Annotated in this window: 13 protein-coding genes, 4 tRNA genes and 1 pseudogene; 12 read left to right on the top strand and 6 right to left on the bottom strand. The window is 42.3% G+C overall.

Annotated features, from left to right (window positions below):
* Positions 1-215: 215 nt before the first annotated feature.
* Positions 216-833: a methionine biosynthesis protein MetW gene (gene metW / locus AAEY88_RS08885; RefSeq protein ID WP_350561535.1), complete on the bottom strand. Its 618-nt coding sequence runs from the start codon at positions 831-833 to the stop codon at positions 216-218.
* Positions 830-2,233: a homoserine O-acetyltransferase gene (locus AAEY88_RS08890; protein WP_350561592.1), complete on the bottom strand. Its 1,404-nt coding sequence runs from the start codon at positions 2,231-2,233 to the stop codon at positions 830-832. Before AAEY88_RS08890 ends, metW begins: the two co-directional genes overlap by 4 nt.
* Positions 2,234-2,802: 569 nt before the next feature.
* On the opposite strand from AAEY88_RS08890, the gene hemH reads away from it, so the two are divergent.
* Positions 2,803-3,822 (top strand): ferrochelatase, encoded by a 1,020-nt coding sequence (gene hemH / locus AAEY88_RS08895; RefSeq protein ID WP_350561537.1) that lies wholly within the window; start codon positions 2,803-2,805, stop codon positions 3,820-3,822.
* A gap of 207 nt (positions 3,823-4,029) precedes the next feature.
* Here the strand turns inward: hemH and AAEY88_RS08900 are convergent, their stop codons facing one another.
* The gene (locus AAEY88_RS08900) at positions 4,030-4,347 is read right to left on the bottom strand and encodes a hypothetical protein (RefSeq protein ID WP_350561539.1); all 318 of its coding nucleotides are present in this window, start codon (positions 4,345-4,347) and stop codon (positions 4,030-4,032) included.
* 300 nt (positions 4,348-4,647) lie between these two features.
* Between AAEY88_RS08900 and AAEY88_RS08905 the strand changes: the two genes are divergently transcribed.
* The gene (locus AAEY88_RS08905; protein WP_350561541.1) at positions 4,648-5,901 is read left to right on the top strand and encodes a NosD domain-containing protein; all 1,254 of its coding nucleotides are present in this window, start codon (positions 4,648-4,650) and stop codon (positions 5,899-5,901) included.
* A 45-nt stretch (positions 5,902-5,946) separates the two neighbouring features.
* Here AAEY88_RS08905 and AAEY88_RS08910 read toward each other — a convergent pair whose 3' ends face one another.
* The 3 genes from AAEY88_RS08910 to AAEY88_RS08920 all read right to left on the bottom strand — a co-directional run bounded on the left by AAEY88_RS08910 (position 5,947) and on the right by AAEY88_RS08920 (position 10,406).
* The gene (locus tag AAEY88_RS08910) at positions 5,947-6,735 is read right to left on the bottom strand and encodes an SDR family oxidoreductase (RefSeq protein ID WP_350561543.1); all 789 of its coding nucleotides are present in this window, start codon (positions 6,733-6,735) and stop codon (positions 5,947-5,949) included.
* A gap of 74 nt (positions 6,736-6,809) precedes the next feature.
* Positions 6,810-9,698 (bottom strand): DNA polymerase I, encoded by a 2,889-nt coding sequence (gene polA / locus AAEY88_RS08915; protein WP_407074444.1) that lies wholly within the window; start codon positions 9,696-9,698, stop codon positions 6,810-6,812.
* Positions 9,699-9,992: 294 nt separating this feature from the next.
* Positions 9,993-10,406, bottom strand: coding sequence for an Ohr family peroxiredoxin (locus AAEY88_RS08920; protein WP_350561545.1), 414 nt, complete (start codon positions 10,404-10,406; stop codon positions 9,993-9,995).
* A 319-nt stretch (positions 10,407-10,725) separates the two neighbouring features.
* Here AAEY88_RS08920 and AAEY88_RS08925 point away from each other — a divergent pair, with 319 nt between their 5' ends.
* The 10 genes and pseudogenes from AAEY88_RS08925 to AAEY88_RS08970 all read left to right on the top strand — a co-directional run.
* A complete protein-coding gene (locus AAEY88_RS08925) occupies positions 10,726-11,631 on the top strand; it encodes a hypothetical protein (RefSeq protein WP_350561547.1) in 906 nt (301 codons plus the stop codon).
* Between the two features lie 244 nt (positions 11,632-11,875).
* Positions 11,876-13,498 carry a peptide chain release factor 3 gene (locus AAEY88_RS08930; RefSeq protein WP_350561549.1) on the top strand — a complete coding sequence of 541 codons (1,623 nt, stop codon included), beginning with the start codon at positions 11,876-11,878 and terminating at the stop codon, positions 13,496-13,498.
* 315 nt (positions 13,499-13,813) lie between these two features.
* Positions 13,814-14,659, top strand: coding sequence for an RsiV family protein (locus tag AAEY88_RS08935; RefSeq protein WP_350561551.1), 846 nt, complete (start codon positions 13,814-13,816; stop codon positions 14,657-14,659).
* A gap of 236 nt (positions 14,660-14,895) precedes the next feature.
* Positions 14,896-16,308 (top strand): FHA domain-containing protein, encoded by a 1,413-nt coding sequence (locus tag AAEY88_RS08940; protein WP_350561553.1) that lies wholly within the window; start codon positions 14,896-14,898, stop codon positions 16,306-16,308.
* 350 nt (positions 16,309-16,658) lie between these two features.
* The gene (gene trpE, locus AAEY88_RS08945) at positions 16,659-18,155 is read left to right on the top strand and encodes an anthranilate synthase component I (protein ID WP_350561555.1); all 1,497 of its coding nucleotides are present in this window, start codon (positions 16,659-16,661) and stop codon (positions 18,153-18,155) included.
* 181 nt (positions 18,156-18,336) lie between these two features.
* Positions 18,337-18,412: transfer RNA gene (locus AAEY88_RS08950), tRNA-Thr, on the top strand.
* Positions 18,413-18,485: 73 nt separating this feature from the next.
* Positions 18,486-18,569: transfer RNA gene (locus AAEY88_RS08955), tRNA-Tyr, on the top strand.
* 73 nt (positions 18,570-18,642) lie between these two features.
* Positions 18,643-18,716 (top strand) — tRNA-Gly (locus AAEY88_RS08960).
* 129 nt (positions 18,717-18,845) lie between these two features.
* A tRNA-Thr gene (locus AAEY88_RS08965) sits at positions 18,846-18,920 on the top strand.
* 368 nt (positions 18,921-19,288) lie between these two features.
* Positions 19,289-19,364: pseudogene (locus AAEY88_RS08970) on the top strand (elongation factor Tu); the annotation flags it as partial.

Here is a 19,364-nt window from a genome sequence, read left to right on the forward strand (position 1 = left end):
CTGAGACTTACGAAACTCAAATACTAATTACCTAATTTGAGGCCATTTTAACTCTTATAGTCTGTAACAAAATCATGCAGTTACCAATCCGTAAGAAAAATCAAACAAAGCGTTAAGGTTTGGTGAAATATTTGTTAACTCTAGATCTTAGTCATAGACGTAAATCTAACTAAAAAATAACGTTAATCGAAAATAACGTTCATTAAAAAATAGCCCTAAGCAGATTTGAGCTTAGTGACCCGATAAATAGCAACATCAGCTAATAAGTTAGGGGCTTGTCGTATCAATGCAGTCATTAAAGGCGTATGACCTTTATCAGAGTCACTAACGGCAAAGCGATTAATGATATGAATATCGTGCTGCGCGCATAACCTTTCAAAATCTTTAAAGGTACAAAGATGAATATTGGGAGTGTTATACCATTCATAGGGCAGCGCCTCTGAGACTGGCATTAAGCCTTTTAGCCCTAAATGAAGACGGTTTTGCCAATGAGCAAAATTTGGAAAGGTAATAACCGCCTCGCGTGCAACCCTTAGCATATCCAGTAGCAATACATCTGGTGCTTTTACTGCCTGTAGCGCTCGTGCCATCACCACGGTATCGAAGCTATTATCAGCGAAGCGTCCTAGACCGTCATTGAGGTCTTGCTCAATAATAGATAAGCCGTTGCCAATCGCATCATTGATCTTATCCTCGTCAATCTCAAGCCCGTAGCCAGTAACGCCAAGCTTTTGTTGCAAATGTCCTAGTAGCTCGCCATCACCACAGCCCAGATCGAGAACATGCGACTGCGGAGCAATCCAGCGTTCGGCCAATTGATGGTCCATTCTCACGAGCGTTCTCCTGTGTCGGTGCGGCTGCCTGTCATAAAGGGGGCCGTTAAAAATCCTCTGACAGCACCCATATAGCGCGGAATATCAAATAAAAATGAATCATGACCATGTGGTGCATCGACGTTGATATAGCTGACTGGTTTACCCGTTGCCATGAGTGCATTGACAATCTCTTGTGAGCGGTCTGGTGCAAAGCGCCAATCGGTGGTAAATGAGACTATTAAGTATTGGCATTGAGTATGCGCTAAAGTCATTTTGAGCGCGTTAAATTCTTGATGAGCGTTATCCTGACTGTCGTTACCAAGTGCGTCGTCATCAGAGTTTTTATTTGCGGCTACAGCGTCTTTAAGCTCACTATTAACGGTATTGTCCATAACCTCTAATGGCTCTGGTAACTCTGCAATATAGTCGCGAGTGGGGTCAAAATAGTCTAAGGCTTTAGTCATCAGTAGATACGTATTGGCATCGAAGTTTTCGCTAAAGCGTTCACCTTGATAGCGCAAATAGCTTTCAACTTGGAACTCAACATCATAACCATACATAAACTTGCCAGATTTAAGATCTCGACCAAACTTAGCTTTCATTGCGTCTTCAGTGAGATAAGTAATATGGCCGACCATACGCGCTAAGATAAGACCGCGCCGAGGATAGGTACCGGCTTGTAGATAGCGCCCCTCTTTAAAATCAGGATCTGATAAAATCGATTGGCGTGCTACTTCGTTAAAGGCAATATTTTGCGCCGATAGTTTGGGTGCACTGGCAATAACCACACAGCGCTTGAGTCGGGTAGGATAATCAACCGACCATTGTAGCGCCTGCATGCCACCCATTGAGCCCCCAACGATGGCATGCCAGACCTCAATACCTAAGCGGTCTGAAAGCATGGCTTGCGTTTTTACCCAGTCTTTAATGGTAATCAGTGGGAAGTCGGGGCCATAGGCACGCGGGCTAGCCTGCTGATCGTTGTCGGCTGATTTATCTGAGCTGTCATTTTCAATGCCATCACTATCAATACTGTTTGGATTGATAGTCGTTGGGCCAGTAGAGCCAAAGCAGCTGCCGATATTATTGACACATACTACAAAAAACTGATTGGTATCGATAGTCTTGTTTGGGCCGATCATATTATCCCACCAGCCGGATTTTTTATCATCAGTACTGTGGAAGCCCGCCGCATGATGACTGGCAGATAAGGCATGGCAAATTAAAATAGCGTTAGATTTATCGTCATTTAACGTACCATAAGTCTCTAGCACTAAGTCAAATGAAGGCAACGTACGGTTACACTCTAAAGTTAAGGATTCCGCAAAATGAAAAGTCTGGGGTATGATTATGCCGACTGAACCAACCGAATCGGTGTGAGTGGTGGAATGGTTCGTAGTAGGGCTATCAGTAGTAATATCAGGACGTGCTCTCAAAGCTACCTCGCAAGACAACAGTTATCAATAAAAATAAAAGCAATATAATCCACTATATGTGCGGTGCGGTATCAACCGAGCTTGCCATACCTATTGTTATAAAGGGGCTATAGCCTACGCTCGATTTCTTGATAATCTAAAATATAAAAGTATGAAGGCATAAAAATTATCACTAGCAACTATATATCTTACAGTTCGATATGCTCTGCTGGTCTATTGTATGGTGATGCGCACGTGAGCACAACCTTCATGCTATGGGCATCGGATAATATTTCGATAATCATCATAGAGTCTATCGCTAAAGTTATTATTTCTCTTGTTTTAAAGTGCCATTAAATAAAATATCCAGCATTTTTACCATGCGTATGTAGATCATAAAATGCTACACTAAGGGTGCCTAATAGTAGCTTGACCTGCCTATCGTTTTTTAATAGGAGTTAAGCGCTATTAACCTCGACTTAATAGCCATTTGTTCTAATACCTAAAATTTTAAACTGATTAAAATTCTCTTAGAACCCTTTATTCTATAACCACTCAGAAAATGTGCCGCTATGAAACCTGACTTGCCTCCACGTATTGCTGTCTTACTAATTAATCTTGGTACGCCTGATGAGCCAACCGCGCCTGCGGTACGCCGTTATTTGCGCCAGTTTTTATCAGATCCACGAGTAATCGAGATTCCTAAGTTTTTATGGGCGATTATCCTCAATTTATTTGTATTGCCTAATCGTCCTAAGCGCGTGGCAAAAGCTTATGCCAGTATTTGGGATGGCGACTCGCCAATGCGTAATATACTCAATAAACAAGTTGAGATGTTGCAGCCGCGTCTTGCTGAGCGTGCTGAGCCGTTTCGGGTCTCCGTCCATGCAGCGATGAGCTATGGTAATCCGGGTTTGCCTGATGTCATGGATAAATTGCGTGCTGAGGGTGTTGACCACTTTGTGATGTTACCGGTGTTTCCGCAGTATTCAGCGACGTCAACGGGTGCGGTCTATGATGCGATTACTAAATGGACACTTAAGCAGCGTAACTTGCCTAATATCACCATAGTGAAAGATTATTTTGCCCATCCTCTATATATTAAAGCCTTAGCGGACAGTATTCGCCGCTTTCAAGTGGAGCATGGCAAGCCTGATAAGTTGATGTTTAGCTTCCACGGCATTCCGCAGCCGTATATGGATAAAGGCGATCCGTATCCTAGGCGCTGTAAATGTACTGCCGCACAAGTAGCACATGAGCTGGGCCTTAACGAAGATGAATGGATTATCAGCTTCCAGTCACGTTTTGGCAAGCAAGAATGGGTCAAGCCTTATACTGACGTGATATTGGATGAATGGGCCAAGTCAGGTGTGGGCTCAGTGCAAATTCTCAGCCCAGCATTCTCGGCAGATTGCCTTGAGACCCTAGAGGAATTGGCGATTGAAAACCGTGAGAATTTCATTAATGCGGGTGGAAAAGAGTATCACTATATTCCAGCGCTTAATGCTGATGAAGCACACATTGATCTATTAGAAGCCATGAGCGCGCCTTTGGTACAAGGTTGGGCAGGCACGCTAGATGGCTGGGTGTAAATAGCTACTTTTCATTATTAGAAGTCAGTATTGAGGATGCCGGACATGATGTCTGGTATTTTTTTGTCTAATTTATAGCGTTAACCTCTAGCAACAGAAATTGGAATTTGAACCTATTTAATACGTAAAAAAAGCACTCTTAACCGTAATTAAGAGTGCTTAGTACTTATAAGGTCAGGCTAGCTATAATGGGCGATGGCGTTAATCTTACAAATCATCATTATTGCTATTTTCTGCAGCATCTCTGTCCGCAATATCGACAATATTAGGATAGTCACTGTCATCTAGATTGTCCTCTACCAATACTTCATCAACGCGGGCTTCATCAATATTTTGACGATGCATAGGCGTAAGGCCTTGAGTGGCACCGCTACCTGCCTGTGAGTTGTCAAACCCAACGCTATCGTCAATCACGTCATCATTATCAATGGTATGCAGCATTGGATTATCCAAATCGACTTGTTGGTTGTTATTGGCATCGATACGATCCATCTCTTCGGGTAATGGGGTTTTTGAATTATCCATAATTGAGTCCTTGGTTTTATTAATTATACGGTTATTAAAAATACAGTTAGTAATACTACGCTTATTAAAATTCAGTTGAAATAGCTATTTAGTAGAATGTAAAAGCCAACATTATTTCTATAATATATATGTTAGTTTGCTCCGTTATCATCATTATCACTAGTAGTAAGGTGTCACAGGATGTTCAAAAAATGTAAGAGGTTCATCAATAGGCAAAACATTCAGGCAGTGCTAAGCAACAGAGTAGTAGGCACTGTATTAATAATAAGTGTAACTTTTGGCTTAAGCGCTTGTGATCGTATGCCTTACGCTAATGCTGATAGGGTCGATAGTAATGCCAATAGCAATTCGCAAACTGACAATGATAATGCTATTCCAAAACATTCCCGTGTCATTGATGCCACGTTACCGACGCCCACGACCACGATAAATTGTACAACCTTAACGCCTAATCAGACCATTAAAATCAAAGGCAATAGCGTACTCAGCCAAGGCTGTGACTTAACGGATAAATCGGTACGCTTTGTATTAGATAGTTCGCACAGCTCGCTGGATTGTCAAGGAGCGGCGCTTAGCACAATGGCTGATGATCAATCAAACGCAAGCGCCATTACTATTGAGCCCAAAACTGACAAGGCCATTCGCGACATTGCAGTTGCCAACTGTCATGTTAATGGCTATGGACATGCGTTACATATTCGCCAATATAGCAATCCCAACCAACGTTATGCACGAGGTCTTACTGACCCAAAAGCCAATCGCGCGCTGGCACCGCGAGATATCCATATCATAAATATCAGCAGCATCAATAGTAATAACAGTGGCATATTCGTCGGCGATCACGTACAGGCAGTTACTTTTGATCGGGTTCGAGTACAAAATGCTGGCACGGTCGGGTTATATTTAGAATTTGGCAGCCGCGATAATGTGATTAAAAACTCTGTCTTTGTCGGTAACGGCTTTCGGACCTTTAAGCCCAATCGAGAAGCCATTGCAGTCGATTCCTCCGCTAATAATCGTATTGAGAACAACCAGTTTATTCATAATGGTGCTGGCAGTATCTTGCTCTATCGTAATTGCTTTGAGCATGCTAATGATTCGTCGCGAAGCAACCACTTTAAGCGTACTGAGTCCAGCCGCGACAATATTATTCGTAATAATGTTTTCCGTGATGAGCCAGTTGGCGTATGGGTAGCATCCAGACAATCACGCAATCTTAAAGGCTTTGAGTGCGGCGCTTACTTAATAAAACAGACACTATTTGTCAGTTATCATTTAGACAGTGCTAAAGACAATATAATCTCAAATAACCGCTTTGAGCAAGTTAAGCAAGGTATTATCATTGAGGATGATGGTACGCGTATTAATGGTAATCAGTTCGCGGCTAGCGTAGACATGCCTATCAGTGTAGGTTCCGAAATTCGTGAAGAGAGTGCGGTAGGTGCGGTCAAAGATACGGTTATTAACGACAATACTTTTATCGATAAAACACTTGATCAAGCTATTAATATTCGAACAGCAAGCAAAACGGCCACCAAAATTTGGCAGCCGTAAGGGTGGTTTTAAGTCAAACGTTGCTTTTTATTTTTGCTCAAAAGCTTATTTGGTGCCGATTCTGCTATTAATAAAGCGCATGAGGGGGTCGGGCGATACTTGTGATAAAGTTTGTAGGACTTTCGCTGGCATGCCGATAGGGTAATGAGTACGTGATATCTTGCGGTTGGGACTACTGCTCAATTTACATAGTTTTTTGGCGACATCATCGACGGTTAAATTGATACCTAGGCGGTTGATACTGGTGACATTGATATCTTTGGTCATATCAGACTTAACCCATAGTGGCATCACGTCAATAACCTTGATACCCAGCTCCGCGTATTCAATATTTAACCCTTCAGTTAAGCCACGTACGAAAAACTTACTGGCAGAATAAGGGGCAACTTCAGACTGACCATAGATAGCAGATGCAGACGATAAGTTGATAATCTTACCGTTTTTGGTATCTGCTAGATAAGGTGCTAGCTTATGGCAGCCAATGAGCACGCCTTTACAGTTAATATCAATCAAAGATAGCTGCTTATCTAAATCAGTAGTTGGCAATACACCGCTAACCAAAATACCGGCATTATTAATAAGCGTATCAATGCTGCCAAAGTTATCAATCATGTGTTCGATGGCCGTATCCCATGACTCAGGATCAGTCACATCGAGGTGACCATGGACGATACGCTTGTCTTTTAGCGCTTTTTTAAATACTTTATCATTGACCGCGTGCCCAAGCTCGTCGGTATCAATGTCAAATAAACCAACGCTATGACCTTTTGCTGCCAGTCGTTTAGCAGTTGCCAAACCGATACCACGTGATGCGCCGGTGATTAATACATTCATAATGACTTCCTTATAAGGGGTAAAGTAAAAGTTGAGTATAGCGCTTTAATTCTGCCTGTTTAATACCGCTATTTTTAATGTGCCTCGTCCCAATTACTACCGATATCAGTTTCGACCAGTAACGGTACGGCAAAGTCGACTTGCCAGCCTTTATCAGCCGCTGTCGCTGTTAGTACCTCTTGCATGGCATCTGTAATCAGTTTGCTAATCTCATCAGCATGCTCAGCATCCACTTCAAATACTAGCTCATCATGGACTTGTAATAGCATTTTCGCCTGTGCTTTTGGTAAGATTTTATCCACTGCAATCATCGCCAGTTTAATAATATCCGCTGCGGATCCTTGTAGTGGAGCGTTAATGGCAGCGCGTTCAGCCCCTTGTTTGACCATTCGATTGCTATGAGTGATATCAGGGGTATAGAGCTTACGGCCTAATAGGGTCTCAACATAACCTTTATCATACGCGCTGGCACGGGTGTTTATCATATATTCTTTGACGCTCGGGTAGCGATTAAAATATAGATCGATATAGTCTTGCGCTTCGCCGCGACTCATTTGTAATTGCTTGGCCAGTCCAAAAGCGCTCATACCGTATAGCAAGCCAAAGTTAATGGCTTTCGCATTACGGCGTTCAGTGGCGCTGACCTCATCAACGTTTTTACCGAGTACTTCCGCGGCAGTGGCAGTATGAATATCAAGACCTTCATTAAAGGCACGGGTTAGGTTCTTATCACCTGAGAAATGAGCCATCAGGCGTAGCTCAATTTGTGAGTAATCCGCCGCTAAAATAACTCGACCTTCTGGCGCGATAAAAGCTTGGCGAATCAGACGACCGGTTGCGGTACGAATCGGGATATTTTGCAAATTGGGGTCAGTGGATGACAGTCTGCCGGTACTGGTCAATGCCTGATGATAACTGGTATGGACACGGTCGGTTTCAGGGTCAGCGACATTATCAAGCGCATCAGTATAAGTGCTTTTAAGTTTGGATAAGCTGCGATATTCTAAAACGATATCGGCTAATGGGTGGTCAATCTTGGACAATACCGCTTCGCCCGTTGAATACTGTCTCGACTTGGTTTTTTTACCGCCAACGACGCCCAGCTTATCAAATAGCATTTCGCCGAGCTGTTTAGGAGAGCCAACATTAAATTCTTCACCAGCGACTTCATAAGCGCGCTTTTCTAACGCAATAATCTCTTCATCAAAACGCTTTGATAGCTCGTTTAAGAAGGGTCGCTTGATTAAAATACCTTCCGCTTCCATCTGACAGAGGATTTGCGCGGTTGGTATTTCGAGTTCATGCAGTAGCTTTCGATTATTCTCATCGTTGGCAAGTAACTTGCTGAACGTATCGAACAGCTGATAAGTGATATCGGCATCTTCACAAGCATAATCACTAGCGATATCAATGGCAACTTGATCAAAGCTGACTTGCTTAGCACCTTTACCGGCAACATCTTCAAAAGTAATGGTTTGGGTTTGCAAATAATGCCGTGCTAAATCATCCATCCCATGACGAGTAATAGCCGCATTAATCACATAGCTGGCAAGCATGGTATCCATCGCCCAGTTGTTTTTTGGCTGCTGGACATTATTAATTGGCGCATGAATCGCGCCAATTAAATCAATATCATAATGACTTAAAATATGGGCGTCGTATTTGAGATGTTGGCCAATTTTACCAATATTTGGATTTTCTAATATGGGTTTCAGGCGGGCAAGTACCGTATCGCAGTCAAGCTGCCTAGTGATTAATTCATCACCTTCTAGGCTGTGGGTTAGCGGAATGTAATAAGCTTGGTGTGCTTGCACCGCAAAAGACAAACCCACCAATTCAGCCTGACGCCAATGAACGCTGGTAGTTTCGGTATCAATAACAAAGTGTGGGGCGGCTTCTAATTGCGCCATTAAGCTGTCAAAGGCAAGCATATCTAAAACAGTATGCCAAGCTTTATTATGATTTTGACTGTCTTTGATATTATCAATTCTGGTTGATTGCAATGATTTTGCGATTTGCGCTTGTGACTCTGCGTTTGCTTGACTGTCTTTTACGCTTTGTGAACCGTTGGCAGGGTGATTTGGATGATCAAGCGAGGCCAGCTCATTTTTAAATTCAAGCTCACCGTATAAGTCGCGCAGCTCGTTAATATAGGCACAAGGGTCAGTATTTATCTTTAGATCGTCCCAGTCATGACCAATGTCTAAGTCGGTAACGATAGTAGCCAGCTGCGCATTTAACGGAATGTCATCGGCATGTTCGATTAAGCCTTTGGCCCCACGACCTTTAATAGTGGCGAGGTTTTGTAGCATATTGTCGATATTACCGTATTCATTCAGCAAGTCCATAGCGGTCTTTTTACCGATGCCAGGCACGCCTTTAATACCGTCAGACGAGTCACCCATCAGGGTTAAAAAATCAATCATTTGATCCGGTTTGATGCCAAACTTATCGACTACTCCTTGGCTATCGGTAATTTTTCCCGTAAAGCTGTCTTCTAAAATGACACAGTCATTGACCAGCTGCGCCATGTCTTTATCACCGGTAGAGATGACCACATGATGACCTTCTGCGACAGCCCGATGGGCAAGCGTGCCAATAATATCATCGGCTTCTGCGCCTTCAATACGCAATAGCGGAATCCCTAATGCTTTTACCAAGCTATGGAGGTAAGGGATTTGTTGCGCCAGCTCAATATCCATCGGCGGGCGGGCAGCTTTATAATCCGTTGATAAATGATGGCGAAAAGTCGGGGCGCGGGTATCAAAGCAAACCGCCATATGGGTTGGATGATAGCGGCGCATAACTTTGAGTAGCGCATTTAGTGTGCCGCGAATAGCATTGGTATGCTGACCTTTAGTCGTCATCATTGGCGGTAGGGCATGATAAGTGCGAAACAGATAATAAGAACCATCGACTAGGATAAATGGCGGCTTGTCCTTATCCACGTGGCTGGTATCCATAGTTGCCACATTAGGCATGGTCTCAAAACTTGGTAAGGTATTAGGATTAAGGGCTAGGTGTGAATTGTGGTCATTCTCGGTCATAAAGGTCACTTATTAATTATAAGACAAATTAAGTATAAGATAAAAAGTTGTCCTTATTATAACGATAAAATCAGCACGTGCCGAACTGCTGGACCATTGCGATGTGTATGGACTACAATATTCATATAAAAAAAGATATGCTCATAAAAAAACCCAGACAATGCTGGATTCTTTTGATAAATAATACTGTCTAGGCTGCTTGCTACCGTTTTATTTTACTTCTGAAGTGACTTCACTATCGATATTACCGTGCGTGGCTTTAGAATACGGGCAGACTTTATTGGCTTTTTCGACTAAATTTTGGAACTCATCTGCTGATAGCTCTGTATTTTCAGCGCTAACGTGAATTTTAACCGCTAATTGAAAATCTAGGCCTTCACCTTTAAGTAACTCTACGGATACTTCAGTTGTGGAGTCAAATTTTGCTTTTTCCGTTTGTTTGACTGCCGCTAGCGCTCCATCAAAGCAGGCCGCATAGCCCATTGCAAATAACTGCTCTGGATTATTGCCATCTTTACCAGAGCCTGGTGCAACCATATTAATAGTCAGATTGCTGTCTTCGAGACTGGCATTACCGGTACGACCGCCCGTAACTGTTGCTTTAGTAGAGTATAGTGTTTTCATAGAACGTCCCTTTATATATATTAATTATGAATAATTTCTTGAGCATTTTAAGAAGTAAGCTTTAAATAACTCATCTAGCATAACAAAACATAAGCTCAGCTCTATATAGCCGTGGTAAAGGTATGCTATGGATTTGTAAGTAAACGCTAGTAGTTTAAATTTTGTAAAAACCTAATTTAGAAAACATGGTATATACCAGCCTTATATATGAGTAACAACAGAATTGAGGTATCCTATATAAACATCTACTTTCATCTCGTCATAATCTCAGCTCAATAAGAGTGACATAACAACCCTTTGGTAATAAGGATATCTTATAATGATAAAATTACATACTGCCGCTGTTGCTATTACCTTCGTAGCACTTACCCTTGCTGGCTGCGGCGAAGAAGACGGTAGTTATGGCTCAGGTGGCAGTAATGAGTTTAACATTACTAGCTTTGATAATAGTTATGATAATCAAGCAAATGGAACCGCTGTTGCCCGCATTGACTGGATGTATCGTACAGGCGAGCGTAAGATTATTATTAAAAATCTTGTTAATAATTATAACAACCAAGGTCTTAACGCTCTAGATAAAACAGTATTGGCAGATAATTTTGAAGGTAGGCTTGAGAACAAAGATATCGAAGTAAATGAACGTACGGTCAAGCGGCCTATTTACGAAAAGAATAGCAATAAAAAGCTTAACTTTGAGACAGATTATAAAACCCTTAGTTTATCGGGTACTAAAGCCAATAGCTATAACGCTGGTAATACGATAAGTAACAGTACTGGTATCCGTACTGATTTGAATAATTACTCTAACATTTCCGTAAATGCCACTTTTCCAACAGGGTCGGTTTGCTATATTCCAATAACCACTAGCGAGCGCGAATTTTTTGCATTCAATGCAAAGAATGAAACTGGATATGAATCGCTTGATAAATGGGTCGAGGCTGCCGAAAAACGTTTTAGCGATAATAGAAATTCTCGTACTTCTCGGTTTGGGGTAGGGTCAGGCAATCAGCAGCAAGTGGCACAAGTGACGTTTTTTGAATTTAAAAATAAGCCAGCCTATATGTATAATGGCGTAGAGTATGGCGATAGTATTTATGAGGCAGATTATATTGCCAAGGGTACGGCAGATGTCAATATAGACAGTAGTCGCGGTGTCGTCGACTGCACTTTAGTCAATGACGTGGCAGGTGATTTTTTAGAAGCACAAATTAAAGAATATTATTAACATAAGTATTGTGTAGCGTGATAACTAAGGCGATAAAATCAGCGAACCTGCTACTTTATCGCCTTTTTTTATTTTGTATTTATCATTTTACGGGACTGGTTACCATCTGTATAAAGGCTAGCAAAAATAGCATTTTTATGGTAAATCCGCTACAATATGGGCACTAAAATCAATCATATTCACTATTAAACCTTTTATCAAATCCTGCTATTTTCTTCCAAAATTTAACGATAAGTTATTCATTATGAGCGCAGATACTAAACTTTCAACACCCAAGCTCTCAGCAACTAAGCTTGCCCGTGAGGTTGCCAAACGCCGTACCTTTGCTATTATCTCGCATCCTGATGCCGGTAAAACGACGATGACCGAAAAGCTACTGCTGTGGGGTCAAGCCATTCAAGTCGTAGGTGAGGTCAAAGGCCGTAAAACTGACCGTCACGCTACCTCAGATTGGATGAGCATGGAGCAAGAGCGCGGTATCTCTATTACCACCTCCGTCATGCAATTTCCTTATCAAGAGCACATCGTCAACTTGCTGGATACCCCGGGTCACGCCGACTTTAGTGAAGATACTTATCGGACATTAACCGCAGTGGATAGCGCGCTGATGATGGTTGATGGCGCCAAAGGTGTCGAGGAGCGTACCATCAAGCTGATGGAAGTGTGCCGGATGCGTGATACGCCGATTATCTCGTTTATAAACAAGCTTGATCGCCAGATTCGCGAGCCGCTTGATCTACTCAGCGAGATTGAAGCGGTACTAAAGATTAAATGTATCCCTTTGACTTGGCCTATTGGTATGGGTCAAGATTTTATTGGTATTTATCATCTAACCGAAAATAAGACCTACTTCTACCAAAAAGGTAATGGTGGCAAGATTACTACCATTGAGACTCGCGATGGCTATGATTACCCTGATATACGCGAGCGTTTGGGGGCGCTAATGTTTGCCGCTTTTGAGGAATCGCTGGAGCTGGTACAAATGGCGCTAGAGGACTTTAGTGTTGACGCATTTTTGGCAGGCGAGATGACGCCCGTATTATTTGGTACCGCGCTGGGTAACTTCGGGGTCGATATGGTGCTGGATACGTTAGTGAAATACGCGCCTGCGCCACAAGCCCATCCTGCAAATGAGCGGGAGGTTTCAGCGACTGAGACTGACTTTACGGGCTTTGTGTTTAAGATTCAAGCCAATATGGATCCGCGTCACCGCGATCGTATTGCCTTCTTGCGGGTCTGCTCCGGTAAGTATGAGAAAGGTATGAAAATGAAGCATGTGCGTCTGGGTAAAGAGGTGCGTATTGCGGATGCGTTGACCTTTTTGGCCGGCGACCGTGAGGCGTTAGAGGAAGCCTATCCAGGTGATATCATTGGTCTACACAACCACGGTACTATCTCGATTGGTGATAGCTTTACCGAAGGCGAGGAATTGAATTTTACCGGTATTCCACACTTTGCTCCTGAGCTGTTTCGCCGAGTGGTACTCAGAGATCCACTTAAATCGAAAGCTTTACAAAAAGGTTTGCAGCAGCTGAGTGAAGAAGGCGCTACGCAGGTATTTATGCCACAGATTAATAATGATTTAGTCCTAGGCGCAGTGGGAGTGCTACAGTTTGAAGTGGTGGCGCATCGCCTGAAAGAAGAGTACAAAGTACAGTGTACCTTTGAGCCAGTATCTATTGCGACGGTACGCTGGATTCATTGTGATGATGAGGTGGCTTTAGCCAAGTTTAAACGTAAAGCCCATGACCAATTATCGCTCGATGGCGGTGGTTATTTGACTTATCTTGCTCCGTCACGCGTTAACCTACAGTTGATGCAAGAGCGTTATCCGGAAGTTACTTTTAGTAATACCCGTGAGCATTAGACTATCATTATTCCACTATATTTGCGGTACAGTATAGATGGAGCTAGATATAACGCTGTTGATAATTTTGGTATAGCTTGTAATCGATTTCTTTGTACCATCTTTATATTGAATCAACTGCCATATGTAAGATTTTTATAAAAGACACGCTGGCCGTGTCTTTTTTATTGTCTATGACTTATATGGTTCATAAATAATGCTTTAGGACTGTCTTTCTACAAGAAGACCTATTTTAAAATAGTAAACAGTGTTCCAACACTATACCGCAGCCATTGATATAGAATATCAATACATATTATTTATTAGCGAGGGACTATGTCAATATCTACTCAATTTCCTATGACGGGTCAGCCTACAATTCAACACTCTAGTCTGCGCCTATTGGCCATGCTTGGTAGTGGTATCCTATTTAGTGTTGCCAGCTTATCTACAAATGCTAGTACGCTGATCAGCAGTGCTGAATATTTAGATTATGAGCTACCAAAAAGTGTACAAGATACTTGCGGTGAAAAGCAGCGATGTCCAGAAATTGAGGTTAAGTATCTCAATACCAATCTCAAGTGGATAAACGACATCACTAATAAACGTATTGATAGCTTGGTTGTTAATAGTCAGCCTAGTGAGTCGGCCGTTAATAAAAAGAGCAGTAGTGCAAAAGATGTCAAAATAGCTATCGATAATTTTGCCAAATCACAATTTGCGGGCACACCTGAAGGCAGCTCATGGGCATACACGTTGACAGCTACGCCTGACTACCTAGGTCATGTCGAGACGTTTGAGCTGTTCCAAATCAACTCTTATGTCTTTACGGGCGGGGCTCATGGCATGCCTTACAGCGAGTATTTAATATTTGATCCCAGCACTAAAAAGCAAGTAAAACTGGTAGATATGTTACAAGCAGACAAAAACTCTCGCTTCAAAGCGCTGGCTTATGAGGCTTATAAAACATGGGTAAAAACCGTTGATGAGAATGTCAGTAACTATGAGAAAAACTGGCCATTTACCCTCAGCGATAATGTGACTTTAACCGATAAAGGCATTGATATTCGCTATCAGCATTATGATATTGGCCCCTATGCTTATGGCATGCCAGTGCTAAGTATTCCTTATAGTAAACTGAACGGCGTAATCAAACCTCATTTTATGCCTAAGATAAAATAATAATGGTTCACTTATTATGATGCTGTTCATTTGAACGCTGAGCGCATTGATTATAGGAATACGGCTTATAAAAAAGTGGCAATAACCTAATAAAACGGTATAAAGCTGCTAAGATAAAAAACCTAAATCGCTTGGATAACAATTTAAATATCAAGTTAATAAATAATTGCAAGACTATCTTATGATTTGATGATAATAATAGCGTAATGAATTTATTAATAATAAGGAGTGTTAGCATGGCGAATAACTCGGATGAGCATAACGCTATAAACGCAGAAACGGGAACCACAGACATCAAAGCTGCCGGTTCAGAAACCGCCACTTGGCAACTGAATGCCTTGACAGAAGCATTAGGTGATTTAACATTAGCCGTCACTGACAGTCTATCTGTCGGTCGTGGCAGCGATAATGACGTGGTGCTCGGTAGCAAACAAGTATCACGCAACCATGCGCTATTGAGCGTCTTAAATGGCATGTTGTACATTAAAGATTTGGATTCATCTAATGGTACGTTTATCAATGATGAACGCATTGATGGTAATAAGTCTAAGCAGCTAAAAGCTGATGATACCGTTGGTTTTGCCAGCTTCTCTTTTCAGGTAATAGCACTACAATCAGCTGATATTGCGGATGTTGACACCGCTATGAAAAATGCTAGTGATATAGGTGTCGAGCAACCTAGTGTGGCAGATAATAATATTGCTGATACAGAGCCTACCAGTGTCGATATACCATCAATAGAAAAGGTTGATGAAGAAGTTATAAATAGTGACATGGCTGATTCTAAAGCTACTGATATTGACGTTATTGATTCTACGATCATAGATGCTGACGTTATTGAAGACCCATTAGCACCCACCGAAACCCCAGCTAAAGCGTTACAAAGTTCGGAAGATAGCGTCAGCGACAAAGTAGCAAATCCAATCGATGAGCCAGAAGTAAGCGTCGCTGTTGAACCTGTTGCAGCTTCACCAGTAGAGTCCATCGCGGCAGAAGAAAAGGTTTTAGATAGTACCGCTATGGACAATACCACTATAGACAGTAGTGTTATAGATCAACCTGTAGCAGAAAATGCAGTCGTTGATACTACCGTGGACAGTGACATAGAAAATAAAACAGAAGAACCGGTTATTAAAGAAACTATTGTAGAAGAGGTTTTATCTTCTACTGTCAGCGCACCAGATGCGCCTATAGCAGACCTTGTGGTAGAGGATGCAACAACGTCAACATCAATGCCAAGTACGGCAACCAAGCAGGAGCCGGTGATGTCTACTGATGCCTCAAAAGAGACGCTAAATAAAGAGCCTGTAATTGACGAACCTCTCATGAAAGGTACGGCTGAACATCAAGAGCCAATAGTGACTCCAGAACATGATAAAACCACAAAAACTGAGCTACAAGAAGAAGCGGATCCCGATGTACTACGTGCTAAACAAGCGGCAACGGGGCAATTATCAGGGACCGCCAATTTAGGTCAAGCGCATGATATCGGTACTGAGGGTAACAATGCAATGGACCAAGCCATCGATAATTCTGCCAATGCTGGTCATGTAGAGAAAAAACCGAGCGGCGGCTGGTTTATCTGGGTATTTGTTGCTATCGTTATTATCGGTTTGGCACTATGGTTATTTAACATGGGCGGCGCTTAAGCATTGCTGGTGTCATCCGCATACGACTCGGGGGTTTAACTCGGTGCTTTGCTAAGTCAAATACCAAAGTAGCTATTGATTCGAGCGATTACTTGTCATAATTATTGCTGGTACTGCTCGGCAGATATGCTACCTTACTGTCGCTTATGAGCTTGCATAAAACGGCTATACGAACGGTTCAGTAATCCTAAATAATCATAACGCCAGCCAGTTTTGTTATACTGGCAGGCTAACTATGGACTATTTTATGGCTACTACTGTCTGCTGTTTATAGCCTATGTTTTTTGTCCTTTCTTATTGTATTTACCACTCTCATCTTTTGCCAACACTGTGCTAAGAGACTGCTTACTATGATGACCTTTGAAGAATATCAAGATTTTAAAGCCCGAGGTTTTAGCCATGCGCCCCTGATCAAAAAACGCCTAATGGACGCCCAAACGCCAGTGTCGGTATTTTCTAAAGTACGAGACTTAAGCGGCTCAGCGTATCTGTTTGAATCAGTGGTAGGCGGCGAACGCTGGGCACGATATTCAATGATTGGCTTAGGTAGCGATTTAATTTTACAGTATGCAGATGGCATGATGACCATCAAAAAAGACGACCTTACTGACATCAATGCGGTTGATGATCCTTTTGATTATATCCGCCAGCTGATGGCAGGCTATAAAATGCCAACGGCGGATGATATCAAGGAATTGCCGAGTTTTAGTGGCGGGCTAGTCGGCTACTTTGGTTATGATATGGTACGCGTTATTGAGCCCAGTGTTGGACTGTCTGACGCGCCTAACCCAATGTCATTACCCGATATGTGGTTGATGCTATCAATGAGTGTGATTGTTTTTGATAATTTAGAAAATACCTTATCGATAATTGTTTACGCGGATTGTAACACTGAAGATGGTTATGGGGCCGCCATTCGTGAGCTGGAGAAAATCGAAGATAAGTTGGCTGAAATGCCGGATCTAAGCGCACCGATTATGCCCACCCCAAAGTTCAAGTCGCAAACAGGCAAAGAGAAGTACTGCAGTGACGTCAATAAAATAAAAGATTATATTTTAGCTGGGGATGTAATGCAGGTGGTCCCAGCGCAGCGTTTGACGGCGAACTATACGGGTGACTCACTTGCTGTCTATCGTGCCTTACGGTTTTTAAATCCATCGCCTTATCTGTTTTTAGTCCACGGTTATACCCTTGATGATCACAAACGTTTTGATATTATTGGGGCCTCTCCTGAAATATTATCGCGTATTGAAAATGGCAAAGTGACGGTTCGTCCGCTGGCAGGGACGCGCAAGCGTGGACAAGATGAAGCTGAAGATTTGGCGCTGGAACAAGAGCTCCTTGCCGATAAAAAGGAAATCGCTGAGCATTTAATGTTGATTGATTTAGGGCGTAATGATATTGGGCGCGTCTGTGAATATGGTAGTGTCAAAGTTACCGAAAAGATGTTCATTGAGCGCTACTCGCAAGTGATGCATATCGCCTCCAACGTCGAAGGTACAGTATTACCTGATAAAGATGCGCTTGATGTATTTTGTGCGACATTCCCAGCAGGTACCCTATCAGGTGCACCCAAAATTCGCGCGATGCAAATTATTGATGAAGTTGAGCCAGTACGCCGTACCGTATTTGGCGGCTCAGTCGGTTATCTAGGCTGGCATGGCAATATGGATACCGCTATTGCCATCCGTACGGCAGTGATGCGTCGCGGCAAGATTCATATCCAAGCCGGAGCCGGAGTGGTCGCTGATTCGGTTCCAGAAGCGGAATGGGATGAGACTAACAAAAAAGCTTTAGCACTAGTCAAAGCGGTAAAAATGGCTTGTGATGGACTGCGTATCCGCTAAGAGCTTCTAATGTTATGAGTGATATAGGTACGCTGCTAAAAATAACAGCGTTTGTCGTTTATAAAAATAGTAGTTTAATCAAGCACTTAAAATATTTTAATAAAATAATCAAAGAAATATAGAAATAGGGGTTGTGTTCTAGGATAGATTTGATAGAATACACCCCACTTTGAGAGAACAAGCCGACTTAGCTCAGTTGGTAGAGCAACGCACTTGTAATGCGTAGGTCGCCAGTTCGAACCCGGCAGTCGGCACCATCTCTCTCAAAGTAGCTTTTTTTAGAATTGCTTTATTTTTAATTAAAAGTAAATTTTATTAAGAGCAACCTAAGGTGGGATTGGGGAGCGGTCAAACCCAACAGACTGTAAATCTGTCGCGAAAGCTTCGAAGGTTCGAATCCTTCTCCCACCACCATATTTTTCTAAAGTTTGTCATAGCGCCAAGCATACTCTAGACCAAGGCTGTTACTAGTCTAATATAGAGTTCTGCGGGTGTGGTATAATGGTAACACCTTAGCCTTCCAAGCTAATGACGCGGGTTCGATTCCCGCCACCCGCTCCATATACGTGGCATCAATCGCAAATAGTAGCTTTAAATAGCAACCAATAATTGATCATGACAGTCAGCTGATATAGCTCATGTACTGCTTCGTGATATTTTTTAGTATAACCTACTGGTTGTCTAAAATACGCTCATATAGCTCAGCGGTAGAGCACTCCCTTGGTAAGGGAGAGGTCTTGAGTTCAATTCTCAATATGAGCTCCATTTATTATTTAAGTTTGCGTAGTTGATTTAGGCAGGGTATGAAGAAGCGGGCTATAACCATATCAATCTCACTTAACACCGTTATAAACTTTTGGCCGATATTGAAAAACATTAAGCAGACTCGGCAAGTAATGATTCAAGGGTGACACTGAGGTGTTGCCTTTTAGTGCTGTCAGTATGTTAATTACTGCATAATATAATGGTTTTACATGCCAAATAGATTGAAAAAATTAGTATAGCGCCCATATAAAGGTGCTGAGACAATATTTAGTAGATACGCCATAGCGTCAACGGTTTGATGGTTTTAATTCTGTCATAAGCCGTCAAACAGCTATTTATTATGATTCACCAATAAAGAGGAATACCCCATGGCAAAGGCCAAGTTTGAACGCAAAAAGCCACACGTCAACGTCGGTACTATTGGACACGTTGACCATGGTAAAA

Origin of the sequence: Psychrobacter sp. CAL346-MNA-CIBAN-0220, assembly GCF_040309805.1 — a bacterium.
Taxonomy (GTDB): domain Bacteria; phylum Pseudomonadota; class Gammaproteobacteria; order Pseudomonadales; family Moraxellaceae; genus Psychrobacter.